Origin of the sequence: Imperialibacter sp. EC-SDR9, from assembly GCF_902498805.1 — a bacterium.
Classification (GTDB): domain Bacteria; phylum Bacteroidota; class Bacteroidia; order Cytophagales; family Cyclobacteriaceae; genus Imperialibacter.
In genome coordinates this window covers 39,675-62,079 of sequence record NZ_LR701606.1, presented here as the reverse complement: position 1 = coordinate 62,079, position 22,405 = coordinate 39,675, and the positions used below count along the sequence as shown (strand labels likewise).

Here is a 22,405-nt window from a genome sequence, read left to right as displayed (position 1 = left end):
CTAACTACCCCCATAGCACCCAGGAGCCCCGTTCAACGCTGTTTTAGAGCCAATTTGTCTTTACCGACCCAGCATTAAACCGATTGGTTTATCTTTGGACAAACTGGCTCTAAAACACTATATTGTTAGCTACCATATTACTGAGCATGAGATACTTCCTCGCATCATTTATTTCATTGTTTTGCTTCTATCAACTGAGAAGCCAGACTTTCAGCGAAATCGAAATTATTGCACAGGAAAATGATGAACCGCCGACTAAAGAAGGTCGTCCAGTTCATCAACTCACATTTCACCTTACAGGGAATGATTTAACTCTAGCGAACTACAAAATTTCAGACTTTGCCTTTTCCACCAACCCGATAGTGATTCCGGAAAACTTGGTAGACAGCCTTTCTGAACTCGTGAGCAACCCGAGAACAGACTTTGTCATTCGAAGAACGGTTGAAGGTGAACAAGTGCAACCGATAAAATTGAGTTTAGATAGCTTAAACTTCTGCATTGACAATGCCTACATGCGAAAAAGGAGAATCAGCACTGGAGGAATTTCCATCAAGATTAAAGTAAAAGATAGAAGCGCCGAACTATTAGTCTTTGAATTTGACAGTTCTGAACCAGAGCTTTTTAACTATCAAAATTATCTAACCCTATACCCCGTACTTGAAAATAAACTACCAGAAAATCTACCTGGCTCTTATTTATTCAACGATAGCTATCTAATGAAGAAAGTGACTGAATATTTTGAAACAATCAGATGTGAAGATTATTACTACGGAGAGTTTGTGAATGAACATCCAGAACGAACCCCGCAACAGAACCGAACTCGTGAAGGCTGGAATTTTGACGACTATATGACGAAAAGAATTGGAAATTGACCAATGCTATGAATGAATTCGGTTTCTTGGGTAAGGATAATTTAATGGGACTTGGAAAGTTGGCCACGGTTTGGAAATTTAAATATAGGTGGCTTGTTCCAGTTGAGAAGTTTGTGTTTTGTAATACTCGATCAGCTAGACGATAGCTACCATATATGAAGGACTGCTTTCTCATAATCCTACTTTCAATAATTGTCGTTTGTTGTAATCAAACCACTGATCGCACAAACCTTGTGTGGTCGGAACATGAACGCCTCGAGCTTTCGGAAAACGAGATTCTTGACACCCTTTACCTAACAGTTATGGATAATTCGAGGTCATTTGTTATAGATTCTTTGAATAGAAATCCAGCTGACTTTCAATACGAACTGCTTCAAATTCATGAAAATGGTTCTTACACGATTATTGTTGAGCTCTATGACAAGCTGGACGAGGTTCATGAGGATAGCCCATTCGACGACTCAACAATATACATGAGACTGAACCACTACATGGACCTTCATTTTGATTCTCTAGGCGCCTTCCAATATGACACATGGATTGCGGACACAGATGATGAACTTAAAGAGGCGGAGAAGATGCTTCGGGAATTCGAAAAGGAAGGTAGCTAACACGCCGCTAACAATGAATGGCGGTTTCATCAGTTTTCAATCATTTGCGGGATTGGAATCTCTGTCACAAAATATAATTTTAACATCGCCGTGGCTAAGTACTAGCGTAAGCGGAGCTGCATAAAACTCCCACACTCATTTTACCGAGGTGACAATATGATCTTCTACATGAAAAATCTGCCAACTACCATAACTCTTGTTCTTACTCTTGGCTGTTCGACATACTCGGCTGACGAGCTTAATGGCAAATGGGCTATTGAAGGCGAGCCTTTTGAACTGTGGATTTTAGACACGCTCGCCATCGGATTTGACTTTGAATATCAACTCATGCATCTATACAAGGTTGATTATGACGATAAAATGCTAACATTTACGTCCATAGAGCCCTACCGGGGCTCAACTTGGGAGGACAAGGTGATTACGGTGATTCAAGACAAAATGGAACTCGAACTTCAGAATCCAGGCAACAGGAAGAAACGGAAATATGTTAAGCTGACAAGCGAACTGCCAGTAATATCATCAGACTACGAAACAAATTTTCAGCAATACGAAAGTTATATGATTAACAAAATGAGCATTCGCTGACTCAGCGTTAGTCCCAATAGGAATTACAACTCTAAATGACTGCTTGGCTTAAATACTTATGGAATGAATCAGGAAAGGCCAGCTTTCTGTTCAAATTCCTTTTTCCAGCCATTGCATTAGTCTTTGCATGGCGATTCCTCGGCCTACTTTACATAACCAACATTGGGCTCAGTGACTTTGAAACAACCAGTGGAGAAATCTACTCCGTTAAAATTACCGAAGAACAGCCATTTGGTAGGAACCCTCGTATCGAACACAACCTTAAAATCCAGCTGGCAAATGGCTTCAACACATTTAGACTTCGTGACCATTTTGAGCCTCGGTTTGGTGATTTGGTTACTAAACTTCCTATGAATACAAAGGTTACCCTTTACCATCCTAGTAAGACTCAAGCCTATTTATACATGCTTAGGCAATTTGATTTGTACCAGATTGAGGCAGGCGGACAAATCATTTTTGACTTTGGTGTAATGATCAGATACCAGAAAGATCAAATGGGATCGTATGCACTTCTAAGCCTAGTTTGTTGGTTTTTCTTTGGACTCTACCTTTTCGAACAGCGACATAGACGACTGGCCGATGGAAAAAGTCGCTAACACAAACCTTCCATGTATGGGGGCTCGGCGGTAAGGAAGCTGCAACTCGCTTGGATTGTCCGCCACATCGGCTAATTTTATCATGGTCAGCCTTAGCAAAAGCTACGGTTGGCAAAGCTTGGCTATTGTGGAGAAAGGCGGTAGTTCTTATCAATCCCGATGCTGCATGACCTGTCGAGCGCTGAACGCCAGTCCAAATCAGGAAATCAATAAATGGCTGACTACGACAAATACTACGAGACTGAAAATCTATTTGGAGGACCATATACCGAGTTGGTTGAGTTTTTCAAAAACCACGAACCCAAAGGAAAACTCCTCGACCTGGGTTGTGGACAAGGGCGGGATGCTATAGCTCTGGCAAAACTCGGATATACGGTAACCGGAGTTGATAGTTCAAAAGTCGGCATCGACCAGATGATTGGCATATGCAACGCAGAAAACCTGAAAATCGCTGGATTGGTCGGTAATATATATGATTTTGATAACTACGGCGATTTTGACATTGTATTGCTCGATTCCATGTTTCATTTCGAGCAACGTGACAGACAAAAAGAAATTTCTTTGATCAATAAAATTGCCAGCGACCTAAAGACCAATGGCTTGATTTGCGTATGTGTACAGGATACCGGTTCCAAAGTCAGGATCTTAAAGGGAGCAATAAGCAATTCAAAATCAGATTTTGAGACGGTAAATGATTCATCCCTGGTTTACAGGTACGAAGATGACGAATCAGGCCATAAATCAACAACTAAATATTGTATGTATATCGTGAGAAAGAAATGAGAAATACCTTACAGGCTTTTCTTTTAATACTACTGCTATCCTCTTGTCACTACAATGAGGAATCCGACGCACTTATTGTTGAGGTTTTGCCTGAAAGCAAAGCTGAATATCAACGGACAATTGTTGGTCATTTATCAGGAAAATATGAGTTGGCCAATAAAAGGCTGATCAAAAGTCGCTGGTCAGTAGAAGAAAGGGCTGTTGCAAGACTGTATTTAAAGGAATTGATAGCAAGTCTGAGCATTGAGCCCCGGGAAAATCATTATACGTCACCCAACCTTAATTTCGCTATTGACTTATTGCTTGAGCCGTTCAAAGGCACTAATATTTATGGAATTCTTCCAGCCACCAAAAACAGCGACGAGTACGTTGTTTTGGGTGCGCATTATGATACAGGAAAGAGAAATGCCCCGGGCGCAATTGACAATGCGACGGGAATTGCACTGATATACAGCGTGGTAAAGGAGCTGGCAAAAAGTGAGGTTAGAGACAGGAATCTGGTGATTGTTTTCTTCGACCAGGAAGAGGAGGAATTGATTGGAAGTAAGGCCTTTGAAGCATTCATTCATGAAGAGCAGTGGAATATACATTCAATCCACTTCTTTGATATGGTTGGGTGGGATGCAGACGAAGATAGTGCCATGGAAGTTTATTCGGCTTCGGAGTCGCTTTTGGACACTTATCGGACAACGGCAGGTGCCCACAAGAAGCCACTTAAAGAAATCGCTATTGATCCGGTAGGATACGATAACAGCTCAACCGATTTTGATGCCTTCGTTCAGGGTGGGTACAATGTAATAGGGGCTGGCGAATGTTACTATTTCAGAGATTCTACTCCCTACAAGGATAGCCCCGATGATACGTTTGAAACAGTCAACTTTCAGTATCTGTTGTCTTGCTCTGACATGATTGAGGACGTCATAAGAAAAATAGTAATACTATGAGCGCTGTGCAAGAGCGAAGGTTTAGCATGCTGGTGAAGCATCTTTGGTTTGTAGCTATTTTAGGGATCACACTGCTCTTCTTTTTGTATAAAGGCATTTCTTATGCTGTGATTGGAAGCTATGTTCCAGTCGTTTTTATTATGACAATCGTGGCACTATTCCTCACTGGGTTTTACAGATCGGAGAAAGCATTTATGCGTGTGCTAAGTTTATGGGCTGTATTAGTCGTTTTGTGGTCTTTTGTAAGGTTGTTACTGAGCATCGTGAATCAATTTGTAAAGCCCATACCTGAGGGGCATGTTCACGATCAGCTTGGAATAGCTGGCTCGCTGCTCAGTTTGGCCTTCCTGTTTGCAGGAGTTTATTTATTGAGGAACAGGAATAAAGTATTTGGCTAACCAATTGAGCTTGCCTGCTTCTGGTTTAATTGGTCACTGCAATTTTCCGTCTGCCAGATATATCAGATTTGTGTAGCTATGCAGGGTTATAAGGGCTATATTGCAGATGCCGTCCCGAATTATTTTCATTCTTACCAGCAATTTTCCTTTTATCTAGTCTCACATCGCTGCTCTTCATTGGATCACTCATTCTAGCGAAGGTCACTAAAACACCAATAAAAGCTACATGAGCCAATCCATTAAATTTGTGTCGAAGGAGTACGACTTTTTCACTACTCTGAATCACCGAGTCAACCAGTACTTCAAAACAAAAAACATTAGCCGCAATGCCAACTCTGCCATGGTCTTCAAGACTATTGCCATGTTTACGCTGTATTTCGGCCCCTACGCAGTCATTGTAGCAGGCTCTTTTTCAAGCCTCTACGTGTTTTATGCCTTGAGTGCCGTTATGGGGTTTGGCCTTGCGGGCATTGGCATGTCGGTGATGCACGACGCCAACCATAGTGCGTATTCAAAAAAGAAATGGGTAAATACACTGCTCGGCTATTCCCTGAACATGGTGGGAGGCAACGCATTCAACTGGAAGGTGCAACACAATGTGCTCCACCACACGTTCACTAACGTTGACGGAACCGATGAAGACATTGAGCCACGTGGAGTGCTTCGTTTTTGTCCCCACACCGACTGGAAGCCCTTCCACAAGTTCCAGTTTATCTATGCGTGGTTTTTCTACGGCCTTCTGTCATTTATCTGGATTGTGTTCAAAGACTTTGAGCGGTTGACCAGGTACAAAAGGGCCGGCCAGATAAAAAAGCAAAAGACGACTGAGCTGAAGGAATGGTCGGTATTGATACTCACCAAAGTCGTATACTATTCCTATATCATAGTGATACCAATTTTGGTGCTGCCGTTTGCCTGGTGGCACGTGTTGATAGGCTTCTTTGTGATGCACTACATAGCTGGCTTTATTCTGGCAGTAGTTTTCCAGCTGGCGCATGTGGTGGAGGGCACCGAATATCCTGTGCCTGACGAAACCGGCAATATCTACAATACCTGGGCAGTGCATCAGCTACACACCACGGCCAATTTTGCTCAGCACAACAAGTTGCTCTCCTGGTATGTAGGGGGGTTGAACTACCAGGTGGAGCATCATCTTTTTTCCAATATCTGCCACGTACACTATGACAAGCTATCCGAGATTGTCAAAGAAACGTCGGAGGAATTCGGGCATCCATATAAGTCAAAGCGAAGGCTTCGGGACGCAGTGGCGAGCCATTTCAAAGTGCTGAAAGCGCTTGGCAAAAAGGATGCATCGCCAGTGCTTGAGGCTGTATTTGTGCCGTAAAACCTTTTTAAATTCAGCTATAAAAAATAAAGAGGCAGTTGATCCAGTCAACTGCCCCAATTGCTTTATGAGTAAAGCTTTTCGTAGTACTCGTCGGCCATTCTGTGGCTGCTGAAATACGGCACCACATCCCTCATACTGCTTTTCATCACGTCCAGCCACTTGTCTGGCTTGTCGTAGTAAGTAGGAAGAATCTCCTTTTCAAGGATTTTGTACATCCCCTCAAAGTCCTCCTGGTCAAGCTTCGGGTGGTCGTTGAAGTCAGTGCCATCAGGAATCAGGTAGCTGTTTACGCCATGCTTGCCGAACTCCGGAATCCAGCCATCCTGAATCGATAAATTCACGCTGCCATTCATGCTGGCTGTCATGCCGCTGGTGCCCGAAGCTTCTCTGGGCTTTCTGGGCGTGTTCAGCCAAATGTCGCTGCCGTTTTTCAATGAGCGGCTCAGTGCCAATTCATACCCTGTCAGCACCGTGCAGTTGGCAAACTCTTTCGACACCCTCACGAGGTGGTTAAAGATGTCGATGGCACCGTAGTCTTTGGGGTAGGGCTTGCCAGCCCAAATTATCTGAACAGGCCTTTTTGTATTAGTTACCAGCTTGCGGAACCTGTCGAAGTCTTTGAGCAGCAGATCCGGCCTTTTGTAGGCGGCAAATCTTCTGGCCCACACGATGGTGAGTACGTCGGGGTCAAACAGCTTGCCCGATTGGTCGGCCACGATTTTGAAAAGCTCGCTTTTCATCTCCTTCTTTCTGGCTATCAAAGCCTTGTCATTATTTTTCTCCAGGGCGGCGTTCAGCTCTTTATCGGCCCAGTAGCTCACATTTTGAGAATTGGTGATCGGAATAATCTCGCAGGTATCTTTAAAAGGGCCCCACATTTCCTTCGACACCCCGGCGTGGATTTTAGATACCGCATTGGCTTTTTTGGCCAGGCGCAATGCCGCCACGGTGTAGCTCACTTTTCCTGATTTGTCCGTGATCCAATCTACTTCTTCCTGCTTCCAGCCAGTAGGGAAAAAGCCAATTTTGTTCAACAGCTCCAGGGAATGCTCTTCATTACCGGCTTTTTCCGGTGTGTGCGTGGTGAATACGCATTGGGTCTTCAGCTTCTTTTTATCGGCTGCCTGCGCATACATGTGAGTAAAGGCCGGCAATCCATGGCCTTCGTTAAGGTGGTAAATGTCGGCGCCGCCCAGGGCTTCAATCACCTTGTAGCCACCCACGCCCAGCACCATGCTTTGGGCTACTCTTGTAAGCTCATTGTCCTCATACAGCCTGTGGGTAATCGTGCGTGACAGGTAGTCATTCTCAGGGATATCCGTGCTTAGCAGATAGATAGGCGCACTGCCAAAGGTGTCGGCCTTGAGGGCATACGCCTTGGCCTTTACACTGCCATTGTCGAAAATGGGAACATCGACAATGATACCCGTATCTTCTAGAAAGCTGTAGTTTTTCTCTGTCCAAACAGCGCCGAGCGACTGATCCATGTTGCGGGTTTGGTCGTAGTAGCCGTACTGCCACAGTATGCCAACGCCGACCAGATTCTGCTTAAGCTCATAAGCACTTCGCATGTGCGAGCCCGCCAGAAACCCAAGACCTCCCGAATAGATTTTCAGCGCCTGGTCAATGGCAAATTCCATGCTAAAGTAGGCTACCTTCTTCTTGTACTTAGCATCGTATTTATAGGGGTGAAACCATTTACTGTATTGACTCATAGTTGATTGTGCTTGTTTTGATGAGCGAAAATAGGCAAAACAAATTTAGGACAGCAAGAATGAAACAGCCGATTTCCCTGAACAGGTTTGCGGTAAGCATAAAGAAGCAATTGAGGGCTGTTTGCTCCTGACTTAGTGGTGTTTCATGCTCATGTTGAGCATGCAGCCAATCGGCTCCGTTTTGTTTGGGTTGATGGCTTTGCCGGCAAGAGCGGCGGCAATGGCATCGTCGAGGTAGTGCTCGGTGACGACGTTTCGGTACTTGCCCAGCTCATAAAACCAATTGTCTATTTTGCCCCTGTAGAGCAGGTCGCCCGTTTGATTAAAAAGAAAAACTTCAGGAGTTACTTTGGCTTTCAGAATGTGGGTGACCACCTGGTGGCTGTCGAGCAGAATAGGGAAGTCGAATTTGTATTTGGCAGCAAAGGCACCGGCGGTTTCTTTGGTTTCTCCTTCGCTGGGAGCAATGCCCACCACGCTGAGCCCATCTACTTGCGCCAGCTCCCTGAACTTGCCTGTGTACTGCTGGCAGATGGGGCAATCGTGCGCCATAAGGATCAAAAGTGTGAGCTTCTGGTGCTCAAATGATGAAAGAGAATAGGGCTGGCCGTCGTAGTTTTCTAACTCAATTTTCCTAAGCGACTCACTGAAATTACCAAGGTCGGTGGGAATAGTTTGCGCCAGCACACCAATGCTCAGTAGCTGACTAGTAATCAGGCCAATGAGGGTTAAGAAGCTTACGTGCCACCGACTGTTCATACCTTAAAGTTAGGGCTTAATACCCTTGATAGAAAAAATATGACAAAGCTTTCCATTATCTTTCCAAATCATCGGCAATCCTTCTACTTTGGATTCCGTTTAGAGATTAACAAAAAGAAGAAGACAGTCATTTCATGAATTTTCTATTTCCTCAATTCCTTTGGGCTCTTCTTGCACTTTCTATTCCGATCCTCATCCACCTGTTTAATTTTCGCAGGGCGAAAAAAATATATTTCTCCAATGTGAACATGCTCAGGCATGTGAAGCAGACGAGCAGCTCCAAACTGAAATTGAAGCATTGGCTGGTGTTGTTTTCGAGACTTGCGACCGTCTTTTTTCTGGTCATGGCTTTTGCCCAGCCTTTCATGCCTTCCAACGACGGCAAGCAGCTGAGTGGCGACGTGGTGCTGTACCTCGACAACTCGCAGAGCATGAGCAACCTGACGGGCACGGAAGCCCCCGGGTTAGATGTAAGCATTGGGATGATCAGCGAAGTGCTCAAAGCATACCCAAGAGAAACACGCTTCCAGCTTATTACCAACGATTTTGCGCCGTTTTCTAATCATGCCAAAAGCAAGGTGGATGTCGAAGAATTGCTTACCGAGCTGAGCTACTCATCCATCGTAAGATCGCCCGATGAGATCGTTGGCCGGATGGAGCTGGGCGCCACGGAAAAAGACATTTACTGGATCAGCGACTTTGCCTACAGCCCTGAGCAGCCGGTATCGGATGGGGACTCCGTCAATAATTTTAAGTTGGTGGCCATTGCCTTTCCTGTTTCCGCCAATATTTTTATTGACACGGTATACCTTGAAAGCCCTTTCCTGATCGAGGGTCAAACCAATACCCTTTTTGTTTCGCTACGCAATACGGGCGAAGAAATAAAAACTGATATGCCGGTGAAGTTTTTTGTCAACGACATTCAAGCGGGGGCACTCACCACCGACCTGGTACCCAATGGGCAGACCACCCTTTCATTTGAGCTCAATATGGCACTCGAAGAGTTCAATCGGTGCCATCTCAGTATCGACGATTTCCCTATTCTTTTCGACAATGAGTTTTACCTGACGCTGAATCAGTCGCCCAGGGTGCGCATCATGGAGATTCGGGGCAGGACAGCCTCTTCTGCCATTGGCCGGGTGTTTGCCAACGAGCTTTTGTTCGATTTGCAGTCCTTCAACGCTGGCAATATTGACTACGGAAGCTTTGAAGATGCTGAGCTGCTGGTAATCAATGAGGTTGATCAATTGAATAGCGGGCTGGAAGCTTTTATCAAGAGCTCTCTCGACAACGGACGGACGGTTTTGATTATTCCATCATCCCAAAGTTTTGATGGCGGGTGGACAAATATTTACAGTGCCCTCAGGCAAAGTGTGCAGACCAATCTGCAGGAAATTGCTCAACCCGACCTCAATAACCCATTCTTTAAGAATATTTTTGAGGCCTCTGCCGACAAAATGGAAATGCCGGCGGCTGCCATGCAAATGAGTTGGGGCAACAATGGCGATCATTTGCTGAAATACAGGTCAGGTGCCCCCTATTTGACGAGAACGAATGCCTCTTCGGGGGTTTTGTACCTGCTGGCTGCTTCTCTAGCGCCCACCAGTAGCACGTTTTCCAACAACGCCCTATTTGTTCCAATCATGTATAAAATGGCTATCGGTGCCCGAAGCACAAAGGGCCGCCTTTACTATACACTTGATGAAATACTGCTCACCGTCAATGGGTCGGAAGTAACAGATACCGATCTGTACAAGCTAAGCGGTAATGGACAGGAGATTGTCCCCGGCCAGCAGTCGGTTGGGGCAAATGTAAGGCTGGAACTGCCCAGGTTTATGATGCAGGCAGGCTACTACGATGTGAAGTTCAGGGACGAGCTGGTAGATGCGCTGGCGTTCAATCTGGAGAAAGGCGAATCGCAACTCAAACCTTTGCCGGAGGAGTCGGTGCTGGAGTTGTTTAACACGGTGGAGAAAAAAGAGATTATCAATGTGCTATCTCCTGAAGATCTCGAAAAGAATTTGAACGAACGCTTCAATGGAAAGGAATTGTGGAAATATGCCTTAATTTTGGCGTTAGCATTTTTACTTATTGAGGTCTTATTACTTCGTTTCCTATGAGTAGCCTATACCTGAAAGGTGTAAAACTGATCAACCCCTCCTCGGAATTCCATCTGAAAAAAGTCCACCTTTCCGTGAAAAATGGAAAAATTGACTACCTGGGTTTGAAGGAGACTACCAATAGCACAAAAGCAATTGAAGGCAAAGACCTGATAGTAACGCCAGGCTGGTTCGACCTGCGAGCCAATTTTTGCGACCCGGGTATGGAGCACAAAGAGGATCTGACATCAGGGTTGAAAGCTGCTGCGGCCGGAGGCTTTACAGACGTGTGCCTGCTGCCAGATACCCACCCCACCATACAAACGAAGAACGATATCGAATACCTGAAGTCGAAAGGGCGGGGCAAAGTAACAACGGTGCATCCAATGGCAGCGGTTACGCTTGGGCGCAAAGGGGAGGAGCTGAGTGAAATGATAGACCTGCACCATGCAGGTGCCGCAGCTTTTACCGATGGACATGACCCAATCTGGAACACGGATATTCTGCTGAAAACACTGCAATATCTTCAGCCACTTCATGGTGTGTTGATGAACAGGGCAGAAGATAAGTGGCTGGCAAAATTTGGTGTGATGCATGAAGGTGTGCAAAGCACAAGACTGGGCATGAGAGGAGTGCCTGTAGCTGGTGAAACCATCATGGTGGAGCGTGACTTGAGAATATTGGAATACGCCGGCGGGAAGATCCATTTTTCACTGGTGTCTTCGGCTGAGGCTGTCGATATGATCAAAAAAGCCAAAAAGCATGGACTCTCAGTTACGTGCGATGTGTCGGCGCACCATCTTTGTTTCAACGACACCTACCTGAGCACCTTCGATACCAACTATAAAGTATCACCTCCCTTCCGCACCGAAAAGGACAGGAAGGCACTGATCGCCGGAGTGAAGGACGGCACCATCGACGCTATTGTGTCGGCGCATGAGCCGCAGGATGAAGAAAGCAAAAAGCTGGAATTTGACCTGGCAGAATTTGGCATCACCGGGCTTCAAACCCTCTGGCCAGTGCTCAACCAACTGGACATTAAAGGCGAGCTGTCGCTGGAGCAGTCGCTGCTCGCTGTCTTCGCCGGGCCACGAAAGGTGCTTGGTCTGGAACCGGTTGCATTGGAGGTTGGCGCTGATGCCTGCCTGACAGTCGTCGATACATCCGCCAAATGGACGTTCGATAAGAAAACCAACCTCAGCAAATCGATCAACAATCCCTTTTTTGGCAAAGAGCTGACCGGTATGGTGGCAGCAGTTTCTAATAATGGTCTTGTTCAAACCACCAACTAAGAAGGCATGAAGAATCCTTTGATCAAAGTGCCCCTTAAGTATGGGACAATCGGCGCTTTTGTCATGATTGTTCTTTTCATGGTGATCTACCTGTTGGGCGATAATCCTTTGTTTGCCGAGAATGTGATTGACAAAGTGTTGCTGGCGTTGTTTTTATTTTCGGCCATTAGGGAGTTTCGTGATGTTCACAATGGAAAAATCATGTTTTTCTGGGAAGGGATGACCGTCGGATTCTTTTGCTATATTGTGATTGCAAGTATCGTGGGGCTTTTTACCTGGATGTTTTTGGAGTACTACGATTGTAATCTTTTAGCAGACTTTGTCACTAATGCTTTAAAGAGTGCTGATAGTGAAAAGGCTGAGACTATTAAAGATGTTGGGCAGGAAAGCTATGATGAAATGATTCGGAGTATAAGTGCTACCAGCACTATCAAAATCTCCTTCGAAGCTTTTCTGCAAAAAACGGTCTTTGGTCTGCTTTTTACCATTATCCTCTCTATGATTCTCAGAACAAAACCTAAAAACTAAAAACCATGGAACAACAAGTAACAACCAGAGGTGTCGGCATGCAGTACGGTGTCATCGTTGGCATTATCATGATCATTTACGGCACTCTTTTGCAGGTGAGCGGCTTAGCACTTGAATACCAAAGCCTTTCTTATATTAACTACATTTTTCTAGCTGTCGTTATTTACCTGGCACACAAGAAATTCAAGGAGGACGGCGACGGCTTTATGTCGTACGGTCAGGGGCTAGGAATCGGCTTTTGGATATCGTTGATTGGAGGTGTGATATCTATGGTGTTCAGCTATATATACATGTCCTTCATCGACTCCACCATCATGGAGCAAGCAATGGACAAAGCCAGGTACGATATGGAGGAGAAAGGAATGTCCGATGCGCAAATTGACCAGGCAATGTCAATCACTGAAAAATTTATGACGCCTGAGATGATATTTGTAATGGGCATTATTGGCACTCTGATTTTCGGCTTTATATTGAGCCTGATTGTGTCTGCCATAACAAAGAAGACCGATCCGCAACTTGAAGTTTAATGACAGAAGATAAGCCTGATATTTCTGTAGTGATTCCTCTTAAAAACGAAGAGGAATCGCTGCAGGAATTGTGTGAATGGATACAAAAGGTGATGAAGGAAAACCAGTTTACCTACGAGGTGATACTGGTGGATGACGGGAGCACTGACGCCAGCTGGGTAACTATCCAGGAGCTTGGCATGGGCAATAGTTGTGTCAAAGGCTTACGGTTCAATAGAAATTACGGGAAGTCCGCTGCTTTGCACGAAGGCTTTGCGGTAGCAGAGGGCAAGGTGGTTATCACCATGGACGCCGATCTTCAGGACAGCCCAGATGAAATTCCTGAGCTTTATCGCATGATCACGGAAGATGGCTACGACCTGGTGTCGGGGTGGAAAAAGAAGCGGCACGACCCGATTGGCAAGACCATCCCATCCAAATTTTTTAATGGAGTTACCCGCATCATGTCGGGCATTCCGCTGCACGACTTCAACTGCGGGCTGAAGGCCTATCGGTCTGTGGTGATAAAAAACATTAGGGTGTATGGCGAAATGCATCGGTACATTCCGCTCATTGCCAAATGGAACGGGTTTTCTCGCATTGGCGAAAAAGAGGTGCTGCATCACGCCAGAAAATACGGTAGCACAAAGTTTGGACTGGAACGCTTCATTTTCGGTTTTCTTGATCTGCTCTCTATCTCCTTTGTTACCAGATTCAAGCGCCGTCCGATGCATTTTTTCGGCACGCTGGGCACACTCACTTTTGTGTTTGGAGCCGGCGTTACCGGTTTTATGGCGCTTGAAAAATGGAACAACCTCAGGCTCAAACTTCCGGTCAGGGAAATTGTCGATCAGCCATTGTTTTACATCGCTCTGCTGGCTGTAGTTGTAGGCGTTCAGCTGTTCCTGGCTGGCTTCCTGGCTGAAATGATGACAATCACGAGCAATAAGAGTGAAGATTATCTGGTCATTGAAAGGTCAGGTTTATAGCTTTGGCCTATGGCTAAGCCCAAATACTCATTCATAGTACCGGTTTATAATCGGCCGGAAGAACTCAGGGAACTTCTTGACAGCCTTTGTGACCAGAACGCCGAAAACTTTGAGGTGATTGTGGTGGAGGATGGATCGGAGAAGAGGGCCGACAAAGTAGTGGAAACCTTTGCTGGCAGACTCGACCTCACTTATCTTTTCCAACCCAACGCCGGCCCGGGAGCTGCCCGAAACAATGGGGCTTTGCAGGCAAAGGGCGAGTGGTTGGTCTTCCTGGATTCTGACGTAATTGTACCCCAGGGCTATTTAGCTTCCCTTGAGGCACTGCCAAAGCTGCCTCTGTTGTTTGGTGGGCCCGACAACGCTGCCCCCGACTTTTCCGCTACTCAAAAGGCCATCAACTATTCCATGACGTCTTTTCTTACCACCGGGGGCATTCGTGGGAGAAAGAAATCGATGGAAGCCTACAAGCCCAGAAGCTTTAATATGGGCATTGAATCAACGCTTTTTAGAAAAATTGAAGGCTTCAGAGGCATGCGATTTGGCGAGGACATTGACCTGAGCCTGAGGGCAGAAAAGGCAGGGGTGAGAGGCGTTTTGATTGAAGAGGCCTGGGTGTATCACAAACGCAGAAGCAACTTCAGGCAGTTTTATAAGCAGGTGTTCAACTCCGGCGTGGCAAGAATCCACCTGCAGTTGTTGCATCCCGGCTCTACAAAGGCCGTACACACATTTCCGGCTTTGTTTGCTGTTGCGGTGCTCTTTCTGGTCGTTTGGGCCTTGCTGTTCAATGCCAACAGGCTCTTTCCGCTTTTGATCTATGCGGCCATTATCCTGGTTGATTCAACAACTAAGAATGGTCTGCCAGCCGGGATCTTGTCAGTACCGGCCGCATTCGTGCAGCTGGTCGGCTATGGACTGGGTTTCTTAAAAGCGGGATTTGAGGTGTATGTACTCAGAAGAAAGCCTAAGTTTGGATACGCCAATACCTTTTATAAATAGCTTAACGTGAGTTCGATATAAGAAAGTAACAAAACATCACCGAGGGCGTCATTGCGGAAATTTTCTTCAGATATTTTTCTCATCTGAAGAAAATTATCCGTTCCACGTCGGCGCAATCTCCGCCTCAAGACATATGAGATTCCGGGCTGCCCGCCTGGGATAAATATTGGCCCATTTTGATTTTAGGCCAATATTTTCCGGAGTGACGACATTCTTATATCGAACTCACGTTAGCTTATGCCTTTTTGCAAAAGAAAATTGTCTCGTCTTTTGGTAGCGCATACCTGGTAACTACTTCGTCCGGTAATTCCTTCACATAGTCATTGGCATCAACTGTAAACCCGGCGCTAGCCAGCCTTTCAGCATAGTCCTTGCCATACTTTCGAACGTGGTCGTCCTGCCCAAACCTGCGGTAGCGCTCCTTTGGGTCGGTGATGGTGATGTCTTCAACCGTTTTCTCTTCCAGCGGATAAAAGAACGGCACCTGGATAATTGCCCACCCACCAGGCTTCAGCACTCTGTGCAACTCGCTCATTGCTTTCAGGTCGCTGTCTACATGTTCCATCACGTGATTGCAAAAGGCCACATCGAAGGTGTTGTTGTCAAACGGCACCTGATGGATATCCATCTTCACTTTCGCCAAAGGCGATTCTATGTCGGCCGTGATGTAGTCGTCTTTATGAAGTTTTTCAAATGCTTCTATAAAGCAGATTTCCGGGGCCACGTGAAGCACTTTCAACTTATCGGTGAAAAAGTTAGTCTTGTTCTTGAGAAACAGGTACATCAGCCTGTGCCGCTCCAGGGCCAGGCAGTTGGGGCAGAGTGCATTTTCACGGGACTGCCTGCCGTAGGGCAAGAACTTTCGGAAGTGGGCGTTACATACCGGGCATTCCACTTTGTTGCCAATGTAGAAGATGGAGACCACCTTGAGCACCCAATGGCTGAAAAGCTGTAGGTATTTTCTGGGTACTGTCCGTAGCAAAAAACTAATGATGTGCTTCAAAACTATAGCGATCTGGTTCCGAAATGCCTGCAAATATAGTAGATTCGAAGCCCAAACCAGCTTGGAATCGAAATAAGGAAATATTGATTGAGGAGAATTACCAGTATATTCGAAACCATGCGTCTTAGGCTCCCTATTCTTTTAATAATACTGACTACAGCTTTCTTTCTGGGAAGCTTACGCATGGCAACTGCGCAGTCGAAAGAAAAGCCTATAGACAAGGATTCCCCTTCATGGGTGCTGAAGCAAAAAAAGAAAAACGACGCAAAAAAGGATTTCCCAAAACAAGAATACCCTCGCTATATTATCATAACAGAGACAAAAGGAGTGCTGTATGGGAACCCCTGCGCCCTGCAGGAAACGCACAAGATGGGCTTTGAGTATGTACTGCTAAAGGAAGGCCAGCCAGGCTACGAAACTATGTGGAAGAAGATGACCAACAACTTCTTTGTGAAAACGGGACTGGTATTTCGACGGTCACCCTTTTGGAAACTCATACTAAAGAACAGGATCGAAGACTGCCGTGTTAATACCGGCGACTTTATTGGAGATAGTTCAGCTCCGGAGGCACTTAATATCGAAGCAGTCTCACTTTGATCTGGTTCGCTTCACAGCCAAAATTGACCATGTGCCATTCATTCGGTACATTTAGGTATATTCACTAGGTAAAAAAATAAAATCATTTCTACTTAGGGTTTTGAAGTTGAACAACGCCTTTTGGGCACAAAACACATCAATATGAATAAAGTAATGAAAAGCTTAAGCGTCGTGGCTATGGTGATGCTTTCTTTTTCCTTTGCTGCCAATGCGCAAAAAGGAAAGTGGGTTTCTTTGTTTGATGGAAAAACCATCGATCAGTGGCACATTTACAATAAATCAGGAGTTGATCCGAAATGGCAGGTGGAAGATGGTGCCATTGTGCTGACTGCCGGTGGCGCTGGCGACCTGGTTACTAACAAGGACTACGGCGATTTTGAATTAGAGCTTGAGTGGAAAATTTCTGAAGGAGGAAACAGCGGTATCATGTTCCACTGCATAGAAGACGCCAAGTACAACGCTCCTTACTACACAGGCCCTGAAATGCAGGTGCTTGACAACGAGCGCCACCCGGACGCCAAACAGGGTAAAAATGGTAACCGCCTTGCGACGTCTCTGTACGACATGATCCCCCCCAGCGACCCCTCAGCTTACAAGCCAGCGATGGAATGGAACAAAGTAAAACTGGTGATCAAAGACGGAAAAGCCACTCACTACATGAATGGAAAGAAAGTGGTTGAATACCCTACCAGCGGCCCCGTTTGGGATAAAATGGTCAGCGAAAGCAAGTTCGCCAAGTGGGAAGCTTTCGGAAAATCATCAACGGGCAAAATTGCCTTGCAGGATCACGGCAACAAAGTGTGGTTCCGTAACATCAGAATCAAGGAATTGTAGAAAGCTTTTGCTTATTGGCCGTTAGCTTTTAGCCAACAGCTTCTTAGATTCCTGTAAAACTGAAAGGGCTGATCAATCTCAGCTCTTTTTTTATGTCTTCGCTTACCTCAAGCTCATCGATAAAAGTACTGATGCTCTCCTTCGTTATCTTGGCGTTGGTGCGGGTGAGTGCTTTTAGCGTTTCGTATGGATTGGCAAAGCCTTCTCTTCGAAGTACCGTTTGAATAGCCTCGGCTACCACCGCCCAGTTGTCCTCCAGATCGGCATCAATAGCCGCCTGATTGAGCTCCAGCTTGCCAATGCCCTTTGCCAGCGAAAGCAGGGAGATATAGCTGTGGGCAATGGGCACGCCAATATTTCTTAGCACCGTTGAGTCAGTCAGATCTCTTTGCAGCCTTGAAATGGGCAGCTTGGCAGACAAGTGCTCGTAAATGGCATTTGCTATACCAAGATTCCCCTCCGCATTTTCAAAATCGATTGGATTTACCTTGTGTGGCATGGCCGATGAACCAATCTCACCGGCTTTGATTCGCTGTTTAAAGTAGTTCATGGAAATGTACTGCCACACGTCTCTTGAAAAGTCGATCAGGATGGTGTTGATGCGCTTGAGCCCGTCAAAAAGAGCCGCCATGTGGTCGTAGTGCTCAATTTGGGTAGTGGGAGAGCTCCTTTTCAATCCCAGGCTATTGCCTACAAAACCGTTGGCAAACTCAGCCCAGTCGTAGGTGGGAAAGGCCACGTGGTGGGCATTGAGATTGCCGGTAGCACCGCCAAATTTGGCCGCAAACGGTATGTTTTTCAATCCGTTTATCTGCTCCTCCAATCGTACCTGAAACACCCTGATTTCTTTGCCAAGACGAGTAGGAGAGGCGGGCTGCCCGTGTGTCTTAGCCAGCATCGGTATTTTCTCCCAGTCGGCGGCCATAGCTGCCAGCGAGGCAATTATTTCATTCAATTTGGGCAGGTAAACCTCCTGCAAAGCCTCCTTCAGGCTTAGAGGAATGGCGGTATTGTTAATATCCTGCGAGGTGAGACCAAAATGGATGTATTCTTTATAGGCAGACAGGCCGGCAGCATCCATCTTCTGTTTGATAAAATATTCCACCGCCTTCACGTCATGGTTGGTCGTTTTCTCTATTTCCTTGATGGCCAGCGCATCCTTCTCCGAAAAGTCTTTATAAATGGCTCTCAACTCGGAGTACTTGGCTTTTGGGAAAGAGCCAAGGGCAGGCAGTGGTATATCACAAAGCGCTATGAAATATTCGACTTCTACCTGAAGTCTGTAGCGAATAAGCCCCCATTCTGAGAAGTAGGGAGCCAGCAAAGCCGTTTGTTTTCTATAGCGGCCGTCGACAGGCGAAATGGCTGTTAAATGTGTTAAATCCATGCTTAAAAAGAGAAGGGGCAAAAGTACGGAATTATGGCTAGAATAGTGTTCTTGATTGAAACAAAGTAGGCAGGGGGCAGCCTCGACGAATTTCAAACTCCTGCTGGGGCCAGCTTAAAGCATGGTGGCTGTTTCCAAATCAATAAATATTTGTGGATTTACCGCCTTCAGTTCCGCCAGAAATTCTCCTTCCCGCCCTGGGGTAATCAAAGCGTGCCCACCCTTGAACCTTACCTTCAATTTTTTCAGCGAGGGGCCGGAGGACGAACTCTGCAATTCATAGCTTCTATGGATAGTTAAAATCTCGCCGATGGGAATTGTTCGTTCAATGAGGGGGCCGATCTTAACCATCAAGTTCCCTTCTTCAATGATATAGCGGATGCCAAACCATGTGATTCCGAATACTCCCAGAATGAGCAGCCCAATGGAAAGTAAGATAAGATTCCCACTTCTTATCGCCGGAAGGCCCATCAGGAAAAACAGCAAACAGATCAATCCCAGGTATATTAAACCCACAATAGGCCCTTTTCTCGATGGAAAGCTTGTCCTCATCAACGATACTAGTCCTCAAAATACGCCTTCAGTGGCTCCCAGTAGTAGTCGATCCATCCCTGGTCAATGCTGTCTGCCACTTCTTCGGGCACACCAAGCTGTTTGAAAGTAAGAAGCGTGCCGCCGGGAACTGCCGTAAACTCGTAGATGACCCTGGAGAAGTGATCTTCCGGCCAGCCATCCTCGTCGGCTTGCCAGGTTTGCACAATGCGCTTTCCATAAGAGAGCTCCACGTTTTCACCAAAACAGTAGCCGTCGAAAGCGCTGTGTTCTCCGCCTACTTTTCCGTCGTTTTCTGCGGGACTATCAGTAAAGTCACTATGTTTTTTGGGGTCAAGAATGGCTTCATAAGCCTGATTGGGTCCTGTTTTCAGGATCACCTTGTGGTGTAAGTCACGAGTTTCCATTTTTCATTCCAGACGGGCTGGAGTGTTTTGTGTTGGTTTGGTATAACTTTAATTTTTCAGGTGGGAAAATTAGAAAAGCTTTCAAAATATCTTCTCAACCCTGTTGTTTTTTTTCACTAGTAAAATACGAAAATATCAAGAAAAAACCATGGAAACAGGTCTTTTAGATGAGCCAAAAAGAGCACTGTGAAGATCGAAATATTTTAGCGGCAACCGTAAATAAGTCAGGATTGCTTTTCTATTGACCTAAGCAGTTTCACAACATTTCCTGTTAGTTCCGATGAAAGCCGCACATCCACCAGCACCTTCTGCAGATGCTCAATAAAAATATCTCTTTCTTCCTGAGACCTGTGAAGTGGTATTTTTTCGATCAGCTCAATGAGTGAGTCGAGTCTTTCATTGGCCAGTCGGCTGTCGAGAAGAATTTCCCTCACCTGAATAAGCAGTTTGTACTCAGGGAGCACAGGCATTTTGGCGAGCTTTTGCTTGAGCTCAAATTCCGTCCAGGGCCTGGTGAGTATTTTGTCCGACATCATAAATCATTAAAGGATTAATCTAATCTATTTTTGCCAGAAAATCGAAAATATGTTTAAAGTACTGTTAGACAATGACATACGATTAAATATCATTTGTTAACCAAAAAATTTAACCAATTGGTTAAACCTTTCGGTTAAGACTTCGTATATTTGCATCATGACGAAGGATGTAAGTACAGAAAGAAAGATACTGGAAGCCGCCAGGGAGGTATTCATTCAACAGGGAATGGCGGGAGCGAGAATGCAGGAAATTGCTGACAAGGCCGACATCAACAAAGCATTGCTGCACTACTATTTCAGGTCCAAAGACTTGCTTTTCGAAAGGGTTTTCATGGAGACACTCCAGTCAAATGGCCCGGCCCTGTTTGGTATTCTTGGGAAGGAAATGCCCCTAAAAGAAAAGTTGATGCAGTTTGTGGAGCACTATGTGGAACTGATGAAGAACAATCCCTTCATGCCTCTTTTTGTCATCAACGAAATTTCAAGAAACCCCGAAAAGCTGTTTGGTAAAATTGGTTCGCAAGTTTCGCAGGTGGCGTTGGGGCTGGGTTTGCAATTGAAGGCTGAAGCGGCTAAAGGTACCATAAGACCTATAGAACCAGTGGATCTCATCAGCTCTATCATGGGGCTGTGCGTTTTTCCTGTCATTGCAAAGCCTATTCTCAGGCCGGTCTTCGGACTTAGTGAAGAAGACTATAACAAATTTCTTGAGAGAAGAAAAAAGGAAGTTCCGGTGATCATTTGGAACTATTTAACTGACAAATCAACAAACGAATAATATGAAGAGGTTTGTATTAACAATGAGTGCAATGGCGATGGTGGCCGGGGTTTACGCCCAGGAAACTATCAGCCTGCAGGGCTGCTACGAGCTGGCACTTCAGCATACACCGCTTTCGGGGCAGGCAGCTCTTTATGGAGAGTTGGCTGCTTCCAAAGAGGAACGGCTGGGACTGGCGTATCGTCCGCAAGTGAGTCTGAATGGGCAGTGGAGCTATCAGAGCGACGTGTTTTCATTGCCATTCAGTATTCCAGGCGCTGAAACGCCGGAAATTCCAAAAAGCCAGTACCAGGCTACGGTGGGCATCGAACAGAGTATTTACGACGGCGGCATGGTCAGGCAGTCGAGAGAAGCTTCCAAAAGAGAACTGGCGGCCAATCAGCAGAAAGTGGAGGTCGATCTGTACAAGGTAAAGGAGTCTGTGAACAGCTTGTATTTTGGTATCCTCAGGATTCAGGAAGCTGAAAAAAACCTTGAAGCTGCAAGGAACACTTTGCTGGAGCGAAAGAAGGTGATTGATGCCGGGTTTTCTACCGGAGTGCTTTTGCAGAGCGACAAGTCCGCCTTCGAAAAGGAAATACTCTCCATCGAACAACAGCTTGTAGCTGCGGAGGCAGAAAAAGAAGGGCTTGTAGCCATGCTGGGCGACAAACTTGGGCAGCCTCTCTCGGTAGATGCAGTATTGACCCTTCCCGGCGGCACCATTCCACTGGAGGATGAAGCAACGATCAACCGACCGGAGCTCAGCTATTTGAGTGAGCAGAAAACTGTGCTTTCTCAGGCGGGGGAGCTCATTGCTGCGAGAACTAAGCCGAAGGTAAGTGCTTTTGCCAGAGGTGGCTTTGGTAGTCCCAATCCTTACAATTTCTTTAAAACCGACCTTAGCGGGTTCTATATGGCGGGAGTAAGGCTTTACTGGCCACTTTTCGACTGGGGAGCCAGCAAGCAGGAGCGGCAAGAGCTGCAAATTCAGGAGCAGCTGCTCGAAAACAGCCGCAGCGATGCGATGAGCCAATTCGAAAATGGCACCCTCCAATGGAGAAAGAAATGGTTGGCCTCTGACGAGGTGATGAAAAGGGACGCTGAGATCGTCAGGTTGCAGGAGTCAATTGTCAGGGAATATGCTGCCAGGCTCGAAGGCGGAACTGTCACCTCTTCCGACTACATCACTGCGCTGGATCAGCTTACAAGGGCAAAAATTACGGCCCGCATGCACGAGATCGACAAGGCATGGTATCAGGTACAATACTTTACACTTACAGGAAATCTTTAAGGAACTATAGC

At 46.0% G+C, this 22,405-nt stretch carries 26 protein-coding genes; 17 read left to right on the top strand and 9 right to left on the bottom strand.

The window, feature by feature from the left end:
- The first annotated feature begins 146 nt into the window (after positions 1–146).
- The 3 genes from GC130_RS22860 to GC130_RS22850 all read left to right on the top strand — a co-directional run bounded on the left by GC130_RS22860 (position 147) and on the right by GC130_RS22850 (position 2,068).
- Positions 147–872 carry a hypothetical protein gene (locus GC130_RS22860; RefSeq protein WP_152000685.1) on the top strand — a complete coding sequence of 242 codons (726 nt, stop codon included), beginning with the start codon at positions 147–149 and terminating at the stop codon, positions 870–872.
- A 302-nt stretch (positions 873–1,174) separates the two neighbouring features.
- Positions 1,175–1,483: a hypothetical protein gene (locus GC130_RS22855; RefSeq protein ID WP_152000684.1), complete on the top strand. Its 309-nt coding sequence runs from the start codon at positions 1,175–1,177 to the stop codon at positions 1,481–1,483.
- Between the two features lie 168 nt (positions 1,484–1,651).
- Entirely contained in the window at positions 1,652–2,068 is a 417-nt protein-coding gene (locus GC130_RS22850; RefSeq protein ID WP_152000683.1) for a hypothetical protein, read from the top strand.
- Positions 2,069–2,211: 143 nt separating this feature from the next.
- On the opposite strand, the gene GC130_RS28695 is transcribed toward GC130_RS22850, so the two are convergent.
- Together GC130_RS28695 and GC130_RS28690 are read right to left on the bottom strand one after the other, a co-directional pair.
- Positions 2,212–2,379, bottom strand: a complete 168-nt coding sequence (locus tag GC130_RS28695) for a hypothetical protein (RefSeq protein WP_193217959.1) — start codon at positions 2,377–2,379, stop codon at positions 2,212–2,214.
- A 207-nt stretch (positions 2,380–2,586) separates the two neighbouring features.
- The gene (locus tag GC130_RS28690) at positions 2,587–2,748 is read right to left on the bottom strand and encodes a hypothetical protein (RefSeq protein ID WP_193217958.1); all 162 of its coding nucleotides are present in this window, start codon (positions 2,746–2,748) and stop codon (positions 2,587–2,589) included.
- Positions 2,749–2,877: 129 nt separating this feature from the next.
- Between GC130_RS28690 and GC130_RS22845 the strand changes: the two genes are divergently transcribed.
- From GC130_RS22845 to GC130_RS22830, 4 genes are all read left to right on the top strand, one after another.
- The gene (locus GC130_RS22845) at positions 2,878–3,447 is read left to right on the top strand and encodes a bifunctional 2-polyprenyl-6-hydroxyphenol methylase/3-demethylubiquinol 3-O-methyltransferase UbiG (protein WP_152000682.1); all 570 of its coding nucleotides are present in this window, start codon (positions 2,878–2,880) and stop codon (positions 3,445–3,447) included.
- Positions 3,444–4,391 (top strand): M28 family metallopeptidase, encoded by a 948-nt coding sequence (locus GC130_RS22840; RefSeq protein ID WP_152000681.1) that lies wholly within the window; start codon positions 3,444–3,446, stop codon positions 4,389–4,391. The genes GC130_RS22845 and GC130_RS22840 overlap by 4 nt, the downstream gene beginning before the upstream one ends.
- Positions 4,388–4,789, top strand: a complete 402-nt coding sequence (locus GC130_RS22835; RefSeq protein ID WP_152000680.1) for a hypothetical protein — start codon at positions 4,388–4,390, stop codon at positions 4,787–4,789. The genes GC130_RS22840 and GC130_RS22835 overlap by 4 nt, the downstream gene beginning before the upstream one ends.
- A 226-nt stretch (positions 4,790–5,015) precedes the next feature.
- On the top strand, positions 5,016–6,134 hold the full coding sequence (locus GC130_RS22830; protein WP_152000679.1) for an acyl-CoA desaturase: 1,119 nt from the start codon (positions 5,016–5,018) through the stop codon (positions 6,132–6,134).
- A gap of 65 nt (positions 6,135–6,199) precedes the next feature.
- Here GC130_RS22830 and glgP read toward each other — a convergent pair whose 3' ends face one another.
- Positions 6,200–7,852 (bottom strand): alpha-glucan family phosphorylase, encoded by a 1,653-nt coding sequence (gene glgP / locus GC130_RS22825; protein WP_152000678.1) that lies wholly within the window; start codon positions 7,850–7,852, stop codon positions 6,200–6,202.
- 132 nt (positions 7,853–7,984) lie between these two features.
- Complete coding sequence (locus GC130_RS22820) at positions 7,985–8,611, bottom strand: redoxin domain-containing protein (RefSeq protein ID WP_152000677.1); 627 nt, start codon at positions 8,609–8,611, stop codon at positions 7,985–7,987.
- 134 nt (positions 8,612–8,745) lie between these two features.
- Here GC130_RS22820 and GC130_RS22815 point away from each other — a divergent pair, with 134 nt between their 5' ends.
- Genes GC130_RS22815 through GC130_RS22790 form a run of 6 tightly spaced genes read left to right on the top strand, consistent with a single transcriptional unit; the run spans position 8,746 to position 15,027 of the window.
- Complete coding sequence (locus GC130_RS22815) at positions 8,746–10,731, top strand: VWA domain-containing protein (RefSeq protein WP_152000676.1); 1,986 nt, start codon at positions 8,746–8,748, stop codon at positions 10,729–10,731.
- Positions 10,728–12,002 (top strand): dihydroorotase family protein, encoded by a 1,275-nt coding sequence (locus GC130_RS22810; RefSeq protein ID WP_152000675.1) that lies wholly within the window; start codon positions 10,728–10,730, stop codon positions 12,000–12,002. The genes GC130_RS22815 and GC130_RS22810 overlap by 4 nt, the downstream gene beginning before the upstream one ends.
- A gap of 6 nt (positions 12,003–12,008) precedes the next feature.
- Positions 12,009–12,530 carry a DUF4199 domain-containing protein gene (locus GC130_RS22805; protein WP_152000674.1) on the top strand — a complete coding sequence of 174 codons (522 nt, stop codon included), beginning with the start codon at positions 12,009–12,011 and terminating at the stop codon, positions 12,528–12,530.
- A gap of 5 nt (positions 12,531–12,535) precedes the next feature.
- Positions 12,536–13,057: a DUF4199 domain-containing protein gene (locus GC130_RS22800; protein ID WP_226940590.1), complete on the top strand. Its 522-nt coding sequence runs from the start codon at positions 12,536–12,538 to the stop codon at positions 13,055–13,057.
- Positions 13,057–14,025, top strand: a complete 969-nt coding sequence (locus GC130_RS22795; protein WP_152000673.1) for a glycosyltransferase family 2 protein — start codon at positions 13,057–13,059, stop codon at positions 14,023–14,025. The genes GC130_RS22800 and GC130_RS22795 overlap by 1 nt, the downstream gene beginning before the upstream one ends.
- Positions 14,026–14,034: 9 nt before the next feature.
- The gene (locus GC130_RS22790; protein ID WP_152000672.1) at positions 14,035–15,027 is read left to right on the top strand and encodes a glycosyltransferase family 2 protein; all 993 of its coding nucleotides are present in this window, start codon (positions 14,035–14,037) and stop codon (positions 15,025–15,027) included.
- Positions 15,028–15,262: 235 nt separating this feature from the next.
- Here GC130_RS22790 and GC130_RS22785 read toward each other — a convergent pair whose 3' ends face one another.
- Complete coding sequence (locus GC130_RS22785) at positions 15,263–16,030, bottom strand: class I SAM-dependent methyltransferase (protein ID WP_152000671.1); 768 nt, start codon at positions 16,028–16,030, stop codon at positions 15,263–15,265.
- Positions 16,031–16,147: 117 nt separating this feature from the next.
- Here GC130_RS22785 and GC130_RS22780 point away from each other — a divergent pair, with 117 nt between their 5' ends.
- The gene (locus GC130_RS22780; RefSeq protein ID WP_152000670.1) at positions 16,148–16,627 is read left to right on the top strand and encodes a hypothetical protein; all 480 of its coding nucleotides are present in this window, start codon (positions 16,148–16,150) and stop codon (positions 16,625–16,627) included.
- Positions 16,628–16,780: 153 nt separating this feature from the next.
- A complete protein-coding gene (locus tag GC130_RS22775) occupies positions 16,781–17,461 on the top strand; it encodes a DUF1080 domain-containing protein (protein WP_152000688.1) in 681 nt (226 codons plus the stop codon).
- Positions 17,462–17,504: 43 nt separating this feature from the next.
- On the opposite strand, the gene purB is transcribed toward GC130_RS22775, so the two are convergent.
- The 4 genes from purB to GC130_RS22755 all read right to left on the bottom strand — a co-directional run bounded on the left by purB (position 17,505) and on the right by GC130_RS22755 (position 20,343).
- On the bottom strand, positions 17,505–18,848 hold the full coding sequence (purB, locus tag GC130_RS22770) for an adenylosuccinate lyase (protein ID WP_152000669.1): 1,344 nt from the start codon (positions 18,846–18,848) through the stop codon (positions 17,505–17,507).
- A 114-nt stretch (positions 18,849–18,962) separates the two neighbouring features.
- Positions 18,963–19,364: a PH domain-containing protein gene (locus tag GC130_RS22765; protein ID WP_193217957.1), complete on the bottom strand. Its 402-nt coding sequence runs from the start codon at positions 19,362–19,364 to the stop codon at positions 18,963–18,965.
- 44 nt (positions 19,365–19,408) lie between these two features.
- On the bottom strand, positions 19,409–19,807 hold the full coding sequence (locus GC130_RS22760; RefSeq protein WP_152000667.1) for an SRPBCC domain-containing protein: 399 nt from the start codon (positions 19,805–19,807) through the stop codon (positions 19,409–19,411).
- Between the two features lie 224 nt (positions 19,808–20,031).
- On the bottom strand, positions 20,032–20,343 hold the full coding sequence (locus tag GC130_RS22755; protein WP_152000666.1) for a hypothetical protein: 312 nt from the start codon (positions 20,341–20,343) through the stop codon (positions 20,032–20,034).
- 157 nt (positions 20,344–20,500) lie between these two features.
- Here GC130_RS22755 and GC130_RS22750 point away from each other — a divergent pair, with 157 nt between their 5' ends.
- Together GC130_RS22750 and GC130_RS22745 are read left to right on the top strand one after the other, a co-directional pair.
- Positions 20,501–21,121: a TetR/AcrR family transcriptional regulator gene (locus GC130_RS22750; RefSeq protein WP_152000665.1), complete on the top strand. Its 621-nt coding sequence runs from the start codon at positions 20,501–20,503 to the stop codon at positions 21,119–21,121.
- Between the two features lies 1 nt (position 21,122).
- Complete coding sequence (locus GC130_RS22745) at positions 21,123–22,394, top strand: TolC family protein (protein ID WP_152000664.1); 1,272 nt, start codon at positions 21,123–21,125, stop codon at positions 22,392–22,394.
- Positions 22,395–22,405: the final 11 nt, after the last annotated feature.